Source organism: Streptomyces sp. DSM 40868 (assembly GCF_011820545.1).
In the GTDB taxonomy this organism is placed as follows: Bacteria; Actinomycetota; Actinomycetes; order Streptomycetales; family Streptomycetaceae; genus Streptomyces; species Streptomyces eurythermus.
The window spans coordinates 1,957,113-1,975,028 of record NZ_CP050504.1 but is presented as its reverse complement, the minus strand read 5'-3'; the positions used below and the strand labels follow the sequence as shown (position 1 = coordinate 1,975,028).

The 17,916-nt window shown below is 71.9% G+C and carries 13 protein-coding genes and 1 tRNA gene; 11 read left to right on the top strand and 3 right to left on the bottom strand.

All coding sequences use genetic code 11. The features are described from left to right. Positions 1-71: 71 nt before the first annotated feature. The 3 genes from HB370_RS08810 to HB370_RS08800 all read left to right on the top strand — a co-directional run bounded on the left by HB370_RS08810 (position 72) and on the right by HB370_RS08800 (position 3,497). Positions 72-2,810 (top strand): hypothetical protein, encoded by a 2,739-nt coding sequence (locus tag HB370_RS08810; protein ID WP_030781036.1) that lies wholly within the window; start codon positions 72-74, stop codon positions 2,808-2,810. Between the two features lie 129 nt (positions 2,811-2,939). Beyond that, positions 2,940-3,386 carry an SRPBCC family protein gene (locus HB370_RS08805; RefSeq protein ID WP_030781033.1) on the top strand — a complete coding sequence of 149 codons (447 nt, stop codon included), beginning with the start codon at positions 2,940-2,942 and terminating at the stop codon, positions 3,384-3,386. 39 nt (positions 3,387-3,425) lie between these two features. Further along, a tRNA-Val gene (locus HB370_RS08800) sits at positions 3,426-3,497 on the top strand. Between the two features lie 78 nt (positions 3,498-3,575). Here HB370_RS08800 and HB370_RS08795 read toward each other — a convergent pair. After that, a complete protein-coding gene (locus HB370_RS08795; protein ID WP_030781030.1) occupies positions 3,576-4,301 on the bottom strand; it encodes a 3'-5' exonuclease in 726 nt (241 codons plus the stop codon). A 403-nt stretch (positions 4,302-4,704) separates the two neighbouring features. On the opposite strand from HB370_RS08795, the gene thrS reads away from it, so the two are divergent. Continuing rightward, on the top strand, positions 4,705-6,681 hold the full coding sequence (gene thrS, locus HB370_RS08790; RefSeq protein WP_030781027.1) for a threonine--tRNA ligase: 1,977 nt from the start codon (positions 4,705-4,707) through the stop codon (positions 6,679-6,681). Positions 6,682-6,786: 105 nt separating this feature from the next. Then, positions 6,787-7,347 (top strand): HIT domain-containing protein, encoded by a 561-nt coding sequence (locus HB370_RS08785; RefSeq protein ID WP_078637488.1) that lies wholly within the window; start codon positions 6,787-6,789, stop codon positions 7,345-7,347. Between the two features lie 36 nt (positions 7,348-7,383). Here the strand turns inward: HB370_RS08785 and HB370_RS08780 are convergent, their stop codons facing one another. Both HB370_RS08780 and HB370_RS08775 read right to left on the bottom strand, forming a co-directional pair. After that, on the bottom strand, positions 7,384-9,030 hold the full coding sequence (locus HB370_RS08780) for a hypothetical protein (protein ID WP_030781021.1): 1,647 nt from the start codon (positions 9,028-9,030) through the stop codon (positions 7,384-7,386). A gap of 200 nt (positions 9,031-9,230) precedes the next feature. Further along, positions 9,231-11,432, bottom strand: coding sequence for an elongation factor G-like protein EF-G2 (locus HB370_RS08775; protein WP_030781019.1), 2,202 nt, complete (start codon positions 11,430-11,432; stop codon positions 9,231-9,233). Positions 11,433-11,740: 308 nt separating this feature from the next. On the opposite strand from HB370_RS08775, the gene pgsA reads away from it, so the two are divergent. The 6 genes from pgsA (at position 11,741) to pdxT (ending at position 17,853) form a co-directional block, all read left to right on the top strand. Next, a complete protein-coding gene (gene pgsA, locus HB370_RS08770; RefSeq protein ID WP_030781016.1) occupies positions 11,741-12,406 on the top strand; it encodes a phosphatidylinositol phosphate synthase in 666 nt (221 codons plus the stop codon). After that, positions 12,403-13,311: a phosphatidylinositol mannoside acyltransferase gene (locus HB370_RS08765; protein ID WP_030781014.1), complete on the top strand. Its 909-nt coding sequence runs from the start codon at positions 12,403-12,405 to the stop codon at positions 13,309-13,311. Before pgsA ends, HB370_RS08765 begins: the two co-directional genes overlap by 4 nt. Further along, positions 13,308-14,471, top strand: coding sequence for a glycosyltransferase family 4 protein (locus HB370_RS08760; RefSeq protein WP_030781011.1), 1,164 nt, complete (start codon positions 13,308-13,310; stop codon positions 14,469-14,471). The genes HB370_RS08765 and HB370_RS08760 overlap by 4 nt, the downstream gene beginning before the upstream one ends. 1,192 nt (positions 14,472-15,663) lie before the next feature. Continuing rightward, on the top strand, positions 15,664-16,206 hold the full coding sequence (locus HB370_RS08755) for a hypothetical protein (RefSeq protein ID WP_030781008.1): 543 nt from the start codon (positions 15,664-15,666) through the stop codon (positions 16,204-16,206). A gap of 113 nt (positions 16,207-16,319) precedes the next feature. Beyond that, a complete protein-coding gene (gene pdxS / locus HB370_RS08750; protein ID WP_030781005.1) occupies positions 16,320-17,225 on the top strand; it encodes a pyridoxal 5'-phosphate synthase lyase subunit PdxS in 906 nt (301 codons plus the stop codon). A gap of 22 nt (positions 17,226-17,247) precedes the next feature. Further along, positions 17,248-17,853 carry a pyridoxal 5'-phosphate synthase glutaminase subunit PdxT gene (pdxT, locus tag HB370_RS08745; RefSeq protein ID WP_030781002.1) on the top strand — a complete coding sequence of 202 codons (606 nt, stop codon included), beginning with the start codon at positions 17,248-17,250 and terminating at the stop codon, positions 17,851-17,853. The last annotated feature ends 63 nt before the right edge of the window (positions 17,854-17,916 follow it).

Genomic DNA, 17,916 nt, shown 5'->3' with positions numbered 1-17,916 from the left:
CCGAGCACCGTAGCCCCCTCTGTCATGCCCCTGACCACGCTCCGCCTACCCCGCCCATGGAAGGAAAGGTCATGTCCCCCATCCCCCGCAGGTCCCTCCTCAAGGCCGCCGCCGTCGCCGGAGCGGCCGCCCAGTTCAGCTGGGCCCTGGGCGCCCGGGACGCCGAGGCCGCGCCCGCTGCCGCCGCCGACGGCGCCGACCCGGTGACCCTGGACTGGCTGGAGGACGGCGGCCTCGGCGCCGCGCCCGGCGCCACCGTGGGTGTGCCCTGGCCGATGGGCGCCCACCAGGCGGACCAGTCCTTCGCGGTCACCGACGCCGACGGCGGGCACGTCCCCGTGCAGACCTGGCCGCTCGCCTACTGGCCCGACGGCTCCCTCAAATGGACCGCCCACGCCGTCGCCACCGGCACCGGCAAGCTCACGCTCACCACGGGCACCCCCGCCGAGCCCGCGCGGAAGGTCACCGTCGACAGCGGCGGCGGCACCATCGACGTCTCCACCGGCGTCATCACCGCGAAGATCGGCAAGAACGGCACCACGATCGTCAAGTCCGTCACCCGCGGCTCCACCGAGATCGCCCGCAACGGCCGGCTCGTCCTCCTCCGCCAGCCCGAGATCGAGGACGAGGACCAGGGCACGGTCCGGACCGAACGCTTCGACGGCGCCGTCTCCGCCGTCACCGTCGAACAGGACGGCCCGGTCCGGGCCGTCGTCCGCGTCGACGGCAAGCACCGCAAGGGCGACCGGGAGTGGCTGCCGTTCTCCCTCCGCCTGTACTTCTACGCCGGCTCCGACTCCTTCCGCATGGTGCACACCATCACCTACGACGGGAAGCAGGAGCCCGGCAAGGCGAGCGGCGACTTCATCCGCGGCCTCGGCGTCCGCTTCACCGTGCCGATGCGCGACGCCGCCTACGACCGGCACATCCGCATCGGCGGCGAGGGCACCGGACTGCTGCGCGAGGCCGTCCAGGGCATCACCGGACTGCGCCGCGACCCCGGCGCCGCCGTCCAGGCCGCCCAGTACGAGGGGAAGAAGCTGCCCGACCCCGCCACCTGGGACCAGCGGGTCACCACCCGGCTGGGGTACATCCCGCACTGGGGCGACTACACCCTCGCCCAGCTTTCCGCCGACGGTTTCACCGTCCGCAAGCGCACCAAGAAGGGCCACGGCTGGATCGCCGCCGGCGGCGGCCGGCGCGCCTCCGGCTTCGGCTACGTCGGCGGGGCGAGCGGCGGCCTCTCCTTCGGCCTGCGCGACTTCTGGGAGAAGTTCCCCGCCCAGCTCGACATCCGCGACGCCCACACCGACCGGGCCACCGTCACCCTCTGGCTCTGGTCGCCCGAGGCCCAGCCCATGGACCTGCGCTTCTACCACGACGGCATGGGCCAGGACACCTACGCCGAACAGCTCGAGGGCCTCAACATCACCTACGAGGACTACGAGCCCGGCTTCGGCACCCCCTACGGCATCGCCCGTACCTCCGAACTCCTCTTCTGGGCCAACGACTCCACCCCCACCGCCGACACCCTCGCCCGGCAGGCCGAAGCCGTACGCGTCCTGCCGCAGCTCGCCGCCCCGCCCAAGCAGCTCATCAAGGCCGAGGTCTTCGGTCCCGGCCTGTACTCCGAGCCCGACCGCTCCACCCCCGCCAAGGCCAGGATCGAGGACCACCTCGACTTCCTCTTCACCTACTACAAGGACCAGGTGGAGATGCGCCGCTGGTACGGCTTCTGGGACTACGGCGACATCATGCACACCTACGACTCCGCCCGGCACGTATGGCGCTACGACATCGGCGGCTACGCCTGGGACAACTCCGAGCTCTCACCCGACCTGTGGCTCTGGTACGCCTACCTCAGAAGCGGCCGCTCCGACATCTTCCGCTTCGCCGAGGCCATGACCCGGCACACCGGCGAGGTCGACGTCTACCACCTCGGCACATGGGCCGGCCTCGGCACCCGGCACGGCGTCCAGCACTTCGCCGACAGCGCCAAACAGCAGCGCATCGCCAACACCACCTACCGGCGCTTCTACTACTTCCTCACCGCCGACGAACGCGTCGGCGACCTCATGCACGCCAACGTCGACTCCGACGAGACCTTCCTCGCCCTCGACCCCCAGCGCAAGGTCCGCACCGACCCCTACACCCCCGACCGGCACGCCCTGTCCATCGGCTTCGGCACCGACTGGAGCGGACTGGTGTCGGCCTGGCTCACCGAGTGGGAACGCAAGGGCCCCAAGTGGGAGAAGGCCAGGGCACGCGTGCTGTCCACGATGGCGGGCATCGCCGCCCAGCCCAACGGCTTCGTCCAGGGCAGCGGGCTCTACGACCTCGACACCGGCGAGTTCGCCGTCGCCGACAAGCCGGCCGTCTCCGTCTCCCACCTCTCGGCCGTCTTCGGACTCAACGAACTGTGCGCCGAACTGATCCACCTCGTCGACATGCCGAAGTTCAAGGAGGCATACCTGGACTACTGCCGCTACTTCAACGCCACCAAGGCCGAACAGACCGCCCGCTACGGCACCAGCTTCGGCACCCTGCTGCTCTTCCAGGGCCACTCGCGCCTCGACGCCTACGCCGCCGTACAGACCGGCGACCCGGCCCTCGCCAAGCGCGCCTGGGCCAAGTTCTACAACTCCGACGGCTACACCGAGTCCTCGCCCTGGAAGACCGAGAGGCTGACCGGACCGGCCGGCCTGGTGGAGGGCGCAGAGGCGGCCTGGGTGTCCACCAACGACACCGCCCTCTACGGCCTCGCCGCCATCGAGAACCTCGCCCTGCTCGGCGACAGGATGCCGGCCTAGCCGGGAGACGGCTGGGGGAGCGCCGCAGCACGGGCGGCGGCGCTCGCCCTCCCAGTGTGACCAGGCCCACGGCTGGGCACCTGAGTACGCGTACTCAGATTCATCCGCCCACCCCGTCACACTCGCCCCATGGACCCCCACCACTACCGCTTCCACAGCACATGGCCCCTGCCCGCCCCGCCCGCCGCCGTCTACGCGGTACTGGAGCGGCCCGACGACTACCCCCGGTGGTGGCCCCAGGTGCGGTCGGCGACCCGCCTGGCCGAACACACCGGCCTGATCGTCATCCGCTCCGCGCTGCCCCTCGCCCTCACCGCCACCCTGCGGCAGACCCGCCGCGACCCGGCCGCCGGGGTCCTGGAGGCCGCCCTCTCCGGAGACCTCCACGGCTGGGCCCGCTGGACGATCACGGCCGGCGGCCCCGGCACCCTCGCGCGCTACGAACAGGACGTCTTCGTGGGCCGGCCCCTGCTCCGGCGGCTCGCCCTGCCCGGACGGCCCCTGTTCCGCCTCAATCACCGCCTGATGATGCGGGCCGGACGGCGCGGACTGCTGCGCCGTCTGGAGGCGGTTTGAACGAAGGGCGCCCGGACCTGTATTGTTCAGTGCGTTCCCGGGCGATTAGCTCAGCGGGAGAGCGCTTCGTTCACACCGAAGAGGTCACTGGTTCGATCCCAGTATCGCCCACCGGAAAAGGCCGGTCTGCCACAGCGGACCGGCCTTCTTCATGCCGTCTTCATGTCCGCTTCTATGCCGACACCCGGGTCACGCCGCCGCCGGCAGCTCCGGCCGCACCGGCCACTCGGTGCACACCGTCTCCTCCGAACCACTGCGCGCGAACCACGCCTGCAACCCGCGCGCCTGCGCCGCGTGCCACTCCACCTGGAGCGCGTGCAACTCGGCCGGGGACAGCCGCTCCAGCCGGGTCGCGAAACGCCGCCCCAGCGCCCGTACGACATCCAGCGCGGCCAGCGCGTCCGCCGCCGCGTCATGCGCGCCCTGCGACGTCACGCCGTAGTGCGCGCACAGATCGCTCAGCGTGCGGCGGCCCTTGCGGTACCGGTCCAGCTGCCGGTCGAGCACCCGCGGATCCAGCACCTTCAACGGCACCGAGTCGAACCAGCGCGCCAGCGACGACGCCCGGTGCCGGCGCAACTCCCGGTCCAGCAGCGTCAGATCGAACGGCGCGTTCATCACCACCAGCGGGCGGCCCAGCGTCGCGTGCTCCGCCAGCTGCTCGGCTATCTCGTACATCACCGGCGCCGGCCAGCGCCCGTTGTGCTGGAGGTGCTCCTCCGTCAGCCCGTGCACCGCCGTCGCCTCCGCCGGCACCGGCACCCCCGGATTCACCAGCCAGCGCGACACCCGGGGCCGGGTCCCCGGCGCGTCCTGGACGACGACGGCGGCCGACACGATCCGGTCGGTCTCGACGTCCACGCCCGTCGTCTCCGTGTCGAAGGCGGCCAGCGGCCCCTCGTACCAGGTCGTCATCCCAACTCCTCGCTCACCCACGGCAGCTGACGTCCCGTCTTCTGCCGTTTGGTGATACCCGGACCGTTTGCGCCGTACGCCGCCAAGAGGGAACAGGAGTGCGGGTCCGCGCAGTTCAGCGGCCCACGCCCGGGCCGGCCACCACCCCGCCCGGCACCGCCGCCCCGCACCCGCCCGCCATCCGCCTCCGCCACGCCCCGCACGCCACCCGCGAGGGCCGTCGACCGGCTGCCGAGGTCCCTCCAGGAGGCGCCCTGACCTCCCCGAGGAGACCGGCGGGGGCGCGTAGCCGGGCGCGGACCGAGAGTGACCGTTTCGCGGTCGGTGCCGTCGGGTCGGTACGATCGCCTGTGCGCGCGCTCCTGGTATGGCGCCGCACCCCACCTTCAGTCAGGAGAGACCGGTGTCAGACGTCCGTGTGATCATCCAACGCGATTCCGAGCGGGAAGAACGCGTGGTGACGACGGGCACTACGGCCGCCGACCTCTTCGCGGGCGAGCGCTCGATCATCGCCGCACGCGTGGGCGGCGAGCTGAAGGACCTCACGTATGTACTGTCCGACGGCGACGAGGTCGAGGGTGTCGAGATCTCGTCCGAGGACGGCCTGAACATCCTGCGCCACTCCACCGCGCACGTCATGGCGCAGGCCGTGCAGGAGCTGTTCCCCGAGGCCAAGCTGGGCATCGGCCCGCCGGTCAAGGACGGCTTCTACTACGACTTCGACGTGGACAAGCCGTTCACGCCCGAGGATCTCAAGGCCATCGAGAAGAAGATGCAGGAGATCCAGAAGCGCGGGCAGAAGTTCGCCCGTCGTGTCGTCACCGACGAGGCGGCCCGCGAGGAGCTGGCGGACGAGCCGTACAAGCTGGAGCTGATCGGCCTCAAGGGCTCGGCCTCGCACGACGACGGCGCGGACGTCGAGGTCGGTGCCGACGAGCTGACGATCTACGACAACCTGGACGCCAAGACCGGCGAGCTGTGCTGGAAGGACCTGTGCCGCGGTCCGCACCTGCCCTCGACCCGGCTCATCCCGGCGTTCAAGCTGATGCGCAACGCCGCCGCCTACTGGCGCGGCAGCGAGAAGAACCCGATGCTCCAGCGCATCTACGGCACCGCCTGGCCGTCCAAGGACGAGCTGAAGGCGTACCTCGACTTCCTCGCCGAGGCCGAGAAGCGCGACCACCGCAAGCTCGGCACCGAGCTGGACCTCTTCTCGATCCCCGAGCAGATCGGCTCCGGCCTGGCCGTCTTCCACCCCAAGGGCGGCATCGTCCGCCGCGTGATGGAGGACTACTCGCGCCGCCGCCACGAGGAAGAGGGCTACGAGTTCGTCTACACCCCGCACGCCACGAAGGGGAAGCTCTTCGAGACGTCCGGGCACCTGGACTGGTACGCCGAGGGCATGTACCCGCCCATGCAGCTCGACGAGGGCGTGGACTACTACCTCAAGCCCATGAACTGCCCGATGCACAACCTGATCTTCGACGCGCGCGGCCGGTCGTACCGCGAGCTGCCGCTGCGCCTGTTCGAGTTCGGGACCGTGTACCGGTACGAGAAGTCGGGCGTCGTGCACGGCCTGACCCGTGCGCGGGGCTTCACGCAGGACGACGCGCACATCTACTGCACCCGTGAGCAGATGTCCGAGGAGCTGGACAAGACGCTCACCTTCGTCCTCGGCCTGCTGCGGGACTACGGCCTGACCGACTTCTACCTGGAGCTGTCGACCAAGGACCCCGAGAAGTTCGTCGGCTCCGACGAGGTCTGGGAGGAGGCGACCGAGACCCTGCGCGCGGTCGCCGAGAAGCAGGGCCTGCCCCTGGTTCCCGACCCGGGCGGCGCCGCCTTCTACGGTCCGAAGATCTCCGTCCAGGCGAAGGACGCCATCGGCCGGACCTGGCAGATGTCGACCATCCAGCTCGACTTCAACCTGCCCGAGCGGTTCAACCTGGAGTACACCGGCCCGGACGGCTCCAAGCAGCGTCCGGTCATGATCCACCGCGCGCTGTTCGGCTCCATCGAGCGGTTCTTCGCCGTCCTGCTGGAGCACTACGCGGGCGCCTTCCCGGCGTGGCTGGCCCCGGTCCAGGCGATCGGCATCCCGATCGGCGACGCGCACGTGGAGTACCTCCAGAAGTTCGCGGCCGCGGCGAAGAAGAAGGGCCTGCGCGTCGAGGTGGACTCCTCCTCGGACCGCATGCAGAAGAAGATCAGGAACGCGCAGAAGCAGAAGGTGCCGTTCATGGTCATCGCCGGCGACGAGGACATGTCCAACGGCTCGGTGTCCTTCCGCTACCGCGACGGCTCGCAGGAGAACGGCATCCCGTTCGACGAGGCCATCGCGAAGATCGAGCAGATCGTGGCGGAGCGGACCCAGGTCTGATCCGTACCGGCTCCGCGGCCCCCGGGACCACCGTCCCGGGGGCCGCTCCCGCGTGGCAGCGCCCCGAGTCCGCCCCGGCCGCACGGCGGGCCGGGGTGACGCCATATGCTGCCTAACATGACGAGTGAGCCGGAGCAGCAGATCGGAGTGGGGACGCAGGACGCGTTCCAGCGCCTGTGGACGCCCCACCGGATGGCCTACATCCAGGGCGAGAACAAGCCGACCGGTCCGGGGGCCGACGACGGCTGCCCCTTCTGCTCGATCCCGGCCAAGTCGGACGAGGACGGGCTGATCGTGCGGCGCGGTGAACACGTGTACGCCGTGCTCAACCTGTACCCGTACAACGGCGGCCACCTGATGACCGTGCCCTACCGGCACGTGGCCGACTACACCGAGCTGACCGGGCCGGAGACCGCCGAGCTGGCGGAGCTGACCAAGCAGGCGATGACGGCCCTGCGCACCGCGTCCGGCGCGCACGGGTTCAACATCGGCATGAACCAGGGCTCGGTCGCGGGCGCCGGCATCGCCGCGCATCTGCACCAGCACATCGTGCCGCGCTGGGGCGGCGACACGAACTTCATGCCGGTGGTGGGCCACACGAAGATCCTGCCGCAGCTGCTGGCCGACACCCGGAAGATGCTCGCGGAGGCCTGGCCGGCCACCTAAACGCATGGCGGGGTGCCCTCCATGGAGGGCACCCGGTCACGCGTCGTAGAGATCGGCCTTCCTCGGCGTCGGGTCCTGGACGTTGCCGCTGAGGAACGACGAGCGGGCGCCGAACTTCTCGGTGTCCACGCCGTTCTCCTCCAGCACCTTGATCGCCGCCGAGTGCACCACGCGCAGCACCGGCGTGGCCGCGCGCAGCGCGTCGTCGGCCATGAAACGATGGCGCCACGGCTGGTCGGCCCAGGCGTGCCGCAGACCGAACGGCTCGGGCAGGCCGAGGGAGCCGCCGAGCCAGTTCAGCAGCGGCGGGTACCAGGTGAGCGGGGCGCGGACGGCGAGCCGTACGACCTCGTCGGTGGTGACCAGCGGCAGCTTGATCGTGCGGTTCTCCCAGGGCTTGAGGGATTTGGCGACTTCCTTGGTGGGTGCCTCCGGCTTGCTGGTGAACAGCGAGTTCACCGGCCCCAGCGCGTGCCCGGTGACCTCGATGCGCAGGGTCTGGTGCAGCACGGTGACGGTGATCAGCATGGTGATCACCAGCTGTCCGTCCCACAGGGTCCACTGCACGCCCAGGTAGTGCCGGTCGCCGCTGCCGAACTGCTGCTTGTTGCAGATCTCCTGTATGGCGTGCGGCTTGATCTGGAACGCCTCGACGTCGGCGCCCTCGGGCCGGGACACCGCCGTGGCCTTCTCGCCGATCGGCGTGACGATCCAGTGCCGTACGGAGGGCTTGGGGAAGCCGCCGGTGTGCAGCGGACCGCGTTCCATCAGGGACAGCTTGTCGTGGATCGCGCGTATCACGTCCCAGCTGCGGAAGGGGTGGATCTCCCGGCCGGGGTCGGCGGGCACCAGGTCCTCGGCGAGCTGCCAGGCACCCCAGCGGGTGCCCATGCCGAGTATGCCCTTGGGGCCTGCGTAGAAGACCGAGTTGGACTGCTGCTCGGCGGCCAGCCGGGCCAGGGACTGGCGCAGCTCCTCGGCGGCGGTCTGGTCGGGACCGCGAGGCACGGCCTCGGGAATCTTGGCGCCGACGCTGGTCCCGGAGAGCAGGCCGTCCCAGCGCGCGCGCAGGTCCTTGGCGGTGCGTTCGCACAGCTGCTTGGCCAGGTACCAGCCGATCACGGGGGCGACCACGGCCGCGCGGGCGTACCACGCCCAGAAGCCGGAGAACGGCATCTTGACCAGGAACAGCGCGGCGAGCAGGCCGAAGCCCAGCAGGAGCGTGGTGGCCAGCGTCCCGGCCCGCTTGTCCTCGCGGCGGGCGACGAAGGAGCGCAGCAGGAAGACGAGCAGCCAGCCGATCATGCCGGGCAGGAAGAGCAGGCCGCAGACGACGGTGATGACCGTCAGGCGGTTGTCCCGCTCCCGGCGGATGTTGTTGGCGGCCAGGGCGTGTTCGACCACGAACTGCGGTTCGGTGCCGAAGGACTGGATGAGCGGTTTGCGGCCGGGGGCCAGCATCCGGTCCACGAGGGCCCGGGAGAACGCCTCGCCCAGATTGGGCCGGAACATCTTGATCCGGCCGGCCTTGACGGTCGACTGGTGCCACTCGTTGTCGGCCTTCTTGATCTCCTCGATCGGGCTGTCCCGGTATGCCGCGGAGGCCAGCGCGGCGGTCGCCGCCTGTCCCTCGCCGACCGAGACGGGTACCTGGGGCCCGTCCCACTCCGTTCCTATCGACATTCCCGCCCCTATCGCCGCCGGTGCCGTGCCTGCGGCCTTCCCGACTTCCTTGCTCCGCACACCTGTTGGACCGGTCGCCGGGCCGATGCCAGCATGGCGGCGGCACGACGTCTTCAGGTGATCAGCGTATCGGCCGGCACCGACAGCCGTGGGCGGACGGCCGAAGCCGCCCGCCCGTGCGCCGGTCCGGTGCTTCCGTGCTACCCCTCGTCCCCGGCCTGTTCGCGGATGCGTTCGGCGATCTGCGGCGGCATCGGTTCGTGCCGGGCGTAGGCGCGGTCGAAGCGGGCGGTGCCGTGCGAGAGCGAGCGCAGGTCGACGGCGTAGCGGCCGATCTCGAACTCGGGCACCTCGGCGCGGATCAGCGTGCGTCCGGAGCCGGTCTGCTCGGTGCCGAGCAGCCGGCCTCGGCGGCTGGAGAGGTCGCTCATCACGGCGCCCACGTAGGCGTCGCCGACGAGCACGGTCACCTCGGCGACCGGCTCCAGCAGATGGATCCTTGCGTCCGCGGCGGCCTCGCGCAGGGCGAGCGCGCCCGCCGTCTGGAAGGCGGCGTCGGAGGAGTCCACCGAGTGGGCCTTGCCGTCCAGCAGCGTGACCCGGACGTCGACCAGGGGGTAGCCGGCGGCGACGCCCTTGGCGGCCTGGGCGCGGACGCCCTTCTCGACGGACGGGATGAACTGCCGGGGCACCGCGCCGCCGACCACCTTGTCCACGAACTCGATGCCCGAGCCGCCCGGCAGCGGCTCCACCTCGATCTCGCAGATGGCGTACTGGCCGTGCCCGCCGGACTGCTTGACGTGCCGGCCCCGCCCGGTGGCCTTGCCGGCGAACGTCTCCCGCAGGGAGACCTTGTGCGGGACGACGTCGACCTGGACGCCGTAGCGGCCGCGCAGCCGTTCCAGGGCGACATCGGCGTGCGCCTCGCCCAGGCACCACAGGACGACCTGGTGGGTGTCCTGGTTCTGTTCCAGGCGCATCGTCGGGTCCTCGGCGACCAGCCGGGCCAGGCCCTGGGAGAGTTTGTCCTCGTCGGCCTTGCTGTGCGCGCGGATGGCGACCGGCAGCAGCGGGTCGGGCATCTGCCAGGGCTCCATCAGGAGCGGGTCGTCCTTGGCGGAGAGGGTGTCGCCGGTCTCGGCGCGGCCCAGCTTGGCCACGCACACCAGGTCGCCGGCGACGGCGTGGGTGACCGGGCGCTGCTGCTTGCCGAAGGGCATGGACAGGGCGCCGACCTTCTCGTCCACGTCGTGGTCCTCGTGGCCGCGGTCGGCGAGGCCGTGCCCGGAGACGTGCACCGGCTGGTCCGGGCGGAGGGTGCCGGAGAAGACGCGGACGAGGGAGAGGCGGCCCACGTAGGGGTCGGAGGAGGTCTTGACGACCTCGGCGACCAGCGGGCCGTCGGTGTCGCAGGGTTTCAGCTCGCGTGGCCCGCCGTCGATCGTGGTGACCTGGGGCATGGGGTGTTCGAAGGGGGTGGGGAAGCCGCCCGTGACCAGTTCCAGCAGTTCCACGGTGCCGAGTCCCTGCCGGGCGCCCTCGGCGGCGGGCGCGGCGGCCAGCACGGGGTGGAAGGACCCGCGGGCCACGGCCCGCTCCAGGTCCTGGACCAGGGTCTTGACGTCGACCTGTTCGCCGCCCAGGTAGCGGTCCATGAGGGTCTCGTCCTCGCTCTCGGCGATGATCCCCTCGATGAGCCGGTTGCGGGCCTCCTCGATGCCGGGCAGCTCGTCCGCGCCGGGCTCGGACTCCTTGCGCTCCCCGGTCGAGTAGTCGAAGAGTTTTCGCGACAGCAGGCCGACCAGGCCGGTGACCGGCGCGTGTCCGTCGGGTCCCTCGGGGCCGCGCAGCGGCAGATACAGCGGCAGCACGGCGTCGGGGTCGTCTCCGCCGAAGGCCTCCGCGCAGATCCGGGTCATCTCCTCGAAGTCCGCGCGGGCGGCCTCCAGGTGGGTGATCACGATCGCGCGGGGCATGCCGACGGCCGCGCACTCCTCCCACACCATCCGGGTGGAGCCGTCGACCCCGTCCGAGGCCGAGACGACGAAGAGGGCCGCGTCCGCGGCGCGCAGCCCGGCCCGCAGTTCCCCGACGAAGTCGGCGTACCCGGGGGTGTCGAGCAGGTTGACCTTGATGCCGTCCCATTCGACCGGCACCAGGGAGAGCTGGACCGAGCGCTGCTGGCGGTGCTCGATGTCGTCGTAGTCGGAGACGGTGCCGCCGTCCTCCACGCGGCCCGCCCGGTTCACCGCCCCCGCGGTCAGCGCGAGGGCCTCCACCAGGGTTGTCTTTCCCGAGCCGGTGTGGCCGACCAGCACCACGTTCCGTACGGAGGTGGGCCGGTCGGCCGTGAGAGCCCTGCCGGCGGCTCCGGGGTGGTGTGTCTGTGCCTTGTCGCCCATGATCCTGCCTCCCGTGCACGGTGAGGTCACTGTGGGCGCGGACACGCGGGATCCGCGTGCTGCGGCGGCTCCGGCGACGCCCGCGGTTATTCGAGCTTTCCACTCCCGTCACGTCGCGTCCATACGAAGGACTACGAAGAGTGCGCGCAGATGTCCGTTTCCGTCACGCCCGCCTCGTGGGGGCGCCCGTGCGCGCGCTCGCGGGCACCGGCCGCGGGTGCCCGCCCGTCGGCCACGCGCGCGCGTGGCTACGATGGGCCAGCCGGCGGCCAGCAGGGGCCGCGGCGTCACCGACCGTCGGGAAGGCCATGCTGAACAAGTACGCGCGTGCATTCTTCACGCGTGTCCTCACACCGTTCGCCGCGTTTCTCATCCGGCGGGGGGTGAGCCCTGACACGGTGACGCTCATCGGCACGGCCGGAGTGGTCGCGGGGGCGCTGGTCTTCTACCCCAGGGGGGAGTTCTTCTGGGGCACGGTCGTGATCACCCTGTTCGTCTTCTCGGACCTGGTCGACGGCAACATGGCCCGCCAGCTGGGCCGCTCCAGCCGCTGGGGCGCGTTCCTGGACTCCACCCTGGACCGGGTCGCCGACGGGGCGATCTTCGGCGGGTTCGCGCTGTGGTACGCGGGCCGCGGCGACGACAACGTGCTGTGCGCGGTGTCGATCTTCTGCCTGGCCAGCGGCCAGGTGGTGTCGTACACCAAGGCGCGCGGCGAGTCGATCGGGCTGCCGGTCGCCGTCAACGGCCTCGTCGAACGCGCCGAGCGGCTGGTGATCTCGCTGGTCGCGGCCGGTTTCGCGGGGCTGCACAAGTTCGGTGTGCCGGGCATCCAGTGGCTGCTGCCGATCGCGCTGTGGATCGTCGCGGCGGGCAGCCTGGTCACGCTGGTGCAGCGGGTGGTCACCGTTCGCCGCGAGTCCGCGGAGGCCGAGGCGGCGGCCGCCCAACAGGCCGGCGGGGCCGCGCGGTGAGCGCCGCCGACCGGTTCGCCGACGCGCTGTACGGCCTCGGCTGGAGCACCGTCAAGAAGCTCCCCGAGCCGGTCGCGGTGCGCCTCGGCCGGACCATCGCCGACGCCGCCTGGAAGCGGCGCGGCAAGGGCGTACGGCGCCTGGAGGCGAACTACGCGCGCGTGGTGCCCGGGGCGTCCCCGGAGCGGCTCGCGGAGCTGTCGCGCGCGGGCATGCGCTCGTACCTGCGGTACTGGATGGAGTCCTTCCGGCTGCCGGCCTGGAGCGCCGAGCGGGTGAGGGCGGGCTTCGTCCCCAAGGACCTGCACCATTTGACCGAGGGGCTGGCCTCCGGCCGGGGTGTGGTCCTCGCCCTGCCGCACCTGGCCAACTGGGACCTGGCCGGGGCGTGGGTCACCACCGCGCTGGAGACGCCGTTCACGACGGTCGCCGAGCGGCTGAAGCCGGAGTCGCTCTACGACCGTTTCGTGGCCTACCGCGAGGGTCTGGGCATGGAGGTGCTGCCGCACAGCGGCGGGGCGGCCTTCGGCACCCTGGCCCGGCGGCTGCGCGACGGCGGCCTGGTCTGCCTGGTCGCCGACCGTGACCTGTCCGCCTCCGGCGTCGAGGTCGACTTCTTCGGCGAACGGGCCCGCATGCCGGCCGGTCCGGCCCTGCTCGCCCAGCACACGGGCGCGCTGCTGCTGCCCGTGACCCTCTGGTACGACGACTCGCCCGTCATGCGGGGCCAGGTTCACCCCCCGATCGAGGTACCGGCGTCAGGTACGCGCGCGGAGAAGACGTCTGTCATGACACAGGCACTGGCCGACGCCTTCGCCACCGGCATCGCCGAGCACCCGGAGGACTGGCACATGCTCCAGCGCCTGTGGCTCGCCGACCTCGACCCCGCGAAGGGACCCGCGTGAGAATCGGGATCGTCTGCCCGTACTCCTGGGACGTGCCCGGTGGCGTCCAGTTCCACATCCGTGACCTCGCCGAGTACTTCCTCCGCCTCGGCCACCATGTCTCCGTGCTCGCCCCGGCCGACGACGACACCCCGCTGCCGCCGTACGTGGTCTCCGCCGGCCGCGCGGTCCCGGTGCCGTACAACGGCTCGGTGGCCCGGCTGAACTTCGGCTTCCTGTCGGCCGCGCGGGTACGGCGCTGGCTGCACGAGGGCGCCTTCGACGTGGTGCACATCCACGAGCCGACCTCGCCCTCGCTGGGCCTGCTGACCTGCTGGGCGGCGTCCGGTCCGATCGTGGCGACCTTCCACACGTCCAACCCGCGCTCGCGCGCGATGATCGCCGCCTACGCGATCCTCCAGGCCGCGCTGGAGAAGATCAGCGCGCGGATCGCGGTGAGCGAGTACGCCCGGCGCACGCTGGTCGAGCACCTCGGCGGGGACGCCGTGGTCATCCCCAACGGCGTCGACGTGGACTTCTTCGCCGAGGCCGAGCCACGGCCCGAGTGGCAGGGCGGCACCATCGGGTTCATCGGCCGGATCGACGAGCCGCGCAAGGGGCTGCCCGTCCTGATGCGGGCGCTGCCGAGGATCCTGGCGGCCCGCCCGGAGACCCGGCTGCTGGTGGCCGGCCGGGGCGACGAGGAGGCGGCCGTCGCCGACCTGCCCGAGGAGCTGCGTCCGCGCGTGGAGTTCCTCGGCATGATCAGCGACCAGGACAAGGCCCGTCTGCTGCGCAGCGTCGACCTGTACGTGGCGCCCAACACCGGCGGGGAGAGCTTCGGCATCATCCTGGTCGAGGCGATGTCGGCGGGCGCGCCCGTGCTCGCCTCCGACCTGGACGCGTTCGTGCAGGTCCTCGACCAGGGCGAGGCCGGCGAGGTGTTCGCCAACGAGGACGCCGACGCGCTGGCCGAGGCCGCGGTACGCCTGCTCGGCGACCCGGCCCGCCTGGCCGAGCTGCGCGCGCGGGGCAGCGCCCACGTACGGCGCTTCGACTGGTCGACGGTCGGCGCGGACATCCTGTCCGTCTACGAGACGGTGACGGCGGGCGCGGCGGCGGTCGCCACGGACGAACGCGCGACGGGCCTACGGGCCCGCCTCGGACTGGCCCGGGACTGACCCGGGCGGATGCCGCGCCGGTCGCGGGGCGTGCGGCGGCGGGCGCGGCTCCGGCCCCGGCGGCGCGTGCGCCTGGGCCCCTGACCGGAGCCGTGCGGGCGGGTCCGCCCTGTGGCCGTACGGGACCGGGACGGCCGGCGGCCGCCGAGTCCGCCGCCGTGCCGATTCCGCAGCGGCCCCGCGGACGCCGCGGCCGCCCGATGCCACCGGCGCGTCGGCCCCGGAGGTGTGCCGTACGCCGGCGCGCGGCCCCCGGACGGGCCAGGACAAGCGCGCCCGGTGACGCGCACCGAGTTCCGGTCGTCCGTATTCGCGGCGGAGCCCGCCCACTGAGTGTGCGGGGAGGGCGGGAAGGTTCTGCCTCGGTCCGTGTGCCGCCGGGCGCCCGGGGGAGCGGGTCGGGCGGTCTTGGATGGCCGGCACTCCTGGCGCCGGAGGCTGGATCAGGTGACTACCGGACCGGTACGACCCCCCCTGTCGCGGACCGGGTTCCGGCCGTTTTCAGTCGCGGTGGAGCCTGCTCGCTGAGTGTGCGGGGAGGGCGGGAAGGTTCTGCCTCGGTCCGTGTGCCGCCGGGCGCCCGGGGGGAGTCGGTCGGGCGGTCTTGGGTGGCCGGTACCCCTGGCGCCGGAGGCTGGATCAGGTGACTACCGGACCGGTACGACCCCCCACTGTCGCGGTCCGGGTTCCGGTCGTTCTCAGGCGCGGTGGAGCCTGCTCGCTGAGTGTGCGGGGAGGGCGGGAAGGTTCTGCCTCGGTCCGTGTGCCGCCGGGCGCCTGGGTGAGCGGGTCGGGCGGTCTTGGATGGCCGGCACTCCTGGCGCCGGAGCTGGACCAGGGGACTACCGGACCGGTACGACCCCCCACTGTCGCGGACCGGGTTCCGGCCGTTTTCAGTCGCGGTGGAGCCTGCTCGCTGAGTGTGCGGGGAGGGCGGGAAGGTTCTGCCTCGGTCCGTGTGCCGCCGGGCGCCCGGGGGGAGTCGGTCGGGCGGTCCTGGGTGGCCGGTATTCCGGCGCCGGAAGCTGGACGCCCGGCCCCCGACAACCGGACCGGTAGGGACCCCACTGGCCTCGAGCCGGGCCCGTGCTGGCCGTGCCGGGCCGACCGGGCCGGGCCGGAACCGGACGGCGTGGCGGCACCGGTCCCGGTGGCTTGGAGGGGGCTCTCCGGCGGCCGATAGCCTTCGGGCGTGACCGCAACCCTCATCTGGATCCTCGTCGCGCTCGTCGCCGTCGGCGTGTACCTCAGCTGGACGGCCGGGCGGCTGGACCGGCTGCACGTGCGGATGGACGCCGCGCGGGCCGCGCTCGACGCCCAGCTGCTGCGGCGCGCCTCGGTGGCCCAGGAGCTGGCGACCTCCGGCGTGCTGGACCCGGCCGCCTCGATCGTGCTCTACGAGGCCGCGCACGCGGCCCGGCAGGCGGAGGAGGAGCAGCGGGAGGTCGCCGAGAGCGAGCTGAGCCAGGCGCTGCGGGCGGTCTTCGAGGACGCGGCCCAGGTGGAGGCGGTGCGTGAGGCCCCCGGCGGCGACGCGGCGGCCCGTGAGCTGGCCGAGGCCGTCCGCCGGGTGCCGATGGCCCGCCGGTTCCACAACGACGCCGTGGGGGCCGCCCGCAGGCTCCGCGAACACCGCAAGGTCCGCTGGTTCCGGCTGGCCGGCCACGCCCCCTTCCCGCTGGCCTTCGAGATGGACGACGAGCCGCCCGCGGCCCTGGTCGAGCGGGTCTCATGAAGCCCGGGTGAACAAAAGGATCCACCGGCTTGTCATTGGCCCTTGCTGTGGCCTGGCCGGTTCGCGTTTCCTCATGGGTGCACAAACCCTCTTTCCCATCAGTGAGGTCACCCGTGTCCACCACCGAGAACCAGGCTCCCGAGACCGGCACCGCCCGTGTGAAGCGCGGCATGGCCGAGCAGCTCAAGGGCGGCGTGATCATGGACGTCGTCACGCCGGAGCAGGCGAAGATCGCCGAGGACGCGGGCGCCGTCGCCGTCATGGCCCTGGAGCGAGTCCCGGCCGACATCCGCAAGGACGGCGGCGTGGCCCGGATGTCCGACCCGGACATGATCGAGGGCATCATCGACGCGGTCTCCATCCCGGTGATGGCCAAGTCCCGCATCGGCCACTTCGTCGAGGCCCAGGTGCTGCAGTCCCTCGGCGTGGACTACATCGACGAGTCCGAGGTGCTCACCCCGGCCGACGAGGTCAACCACTCCGACAAGTGGTCCTTCACCACCCCGTTCGTGTGCGGTGCCACCAACCTGGGCGAGGCCCTGCGCCGCATCGCCGAGGGCGCCGCGATGATCCGCTCCAAGGGCGAGGCCGGCACCGGCAACGTGGTCGAGGCCGTCCGTCACCTGCGCCAGATCAAGGGCGACATCGCCCGCCTGCGCGGCCTGGACAACCACGAGCTGTACGCCGCCGCCAAGGAGCTGCGCGCCCCGTACGAGCTGGTCAAGGAGGTCGCCGAGCTGGGCAAGCTCCCGGTGGTGCTGTTCTCCGCCGGCGGTGTGGCCACCCCGGCCGACGCGGCCCTGATGCGCCAGCTCGGCGCCGAGGGCGTGTTCGTCGGCTCCGGCATCTTCAAGTCCGGCGACCCGGCCAAGCGCGCCGCCGCCATCGTGAAGGCCACCACCTTCTACGACGACCCGAAGATCATCGCGGACGCGTCCCGCAACCTCGGCGAGGCCATGGTCGGCATCAACTGCGACACCCTCCCCGAGACCGAGCGCTACGCCAACCGCGGCTGGTAACCCACACAGGCAACGGCACCCCATGAACACTCCTGTCATAGGCGTCCTGGCCCTCCAGGGCGACGTACGGGAGCACCTCATCGCCCTGGCCGCGGCCGACGCCGTGGCCAGGCCGGTGCGGCGCCCCGAGGAACTCGCCGAGGTGGACGGTCTCGTCCTGCCCGGCGGCGAGTCGACCACCATCTCCAAGCTGGCCGTCCTCTTCGGCGTGATGGAGCCCCTCCGCGCGCGCGTGCGCGAGGGCATGCCCGTCTACGGCACCTGCGCGGGCCTGATCATGCTCGCCGACAAGATCCTCGACCCGCGCTCGGGCCAGGAGACCGTCGGCGGCATCGACATGATCGTGCGCCGCAACGCCTTCGGCCGGCAGAACGAGTCGTTCGAAGCGTCGGTCGACGTCAAGGGCATCACGGGCGACCCCGTGGAGGGCGTCTTCATCCGCGCCCCCTGGGTGGAGTCCGTCGGCGCCGGGGCCGAGGTGCTCGCCGAGCACGACGGCCACATCGTCGCCGTCCGCCAGGGCAACGCGCTCGCCACCTCCTTCCACCCGGAGCTGACCGGCGACCACCGCGTGCACGCGCTGTTCGTCGACATGGTGCGCGCCAACCGGGCGGCGGAGTCCTTGTAGGATCTCCGGGGGTCCCCCCGGCCTTTCGACCGAGGGGCGTTCGTACAGGATGGGTTACGCGAA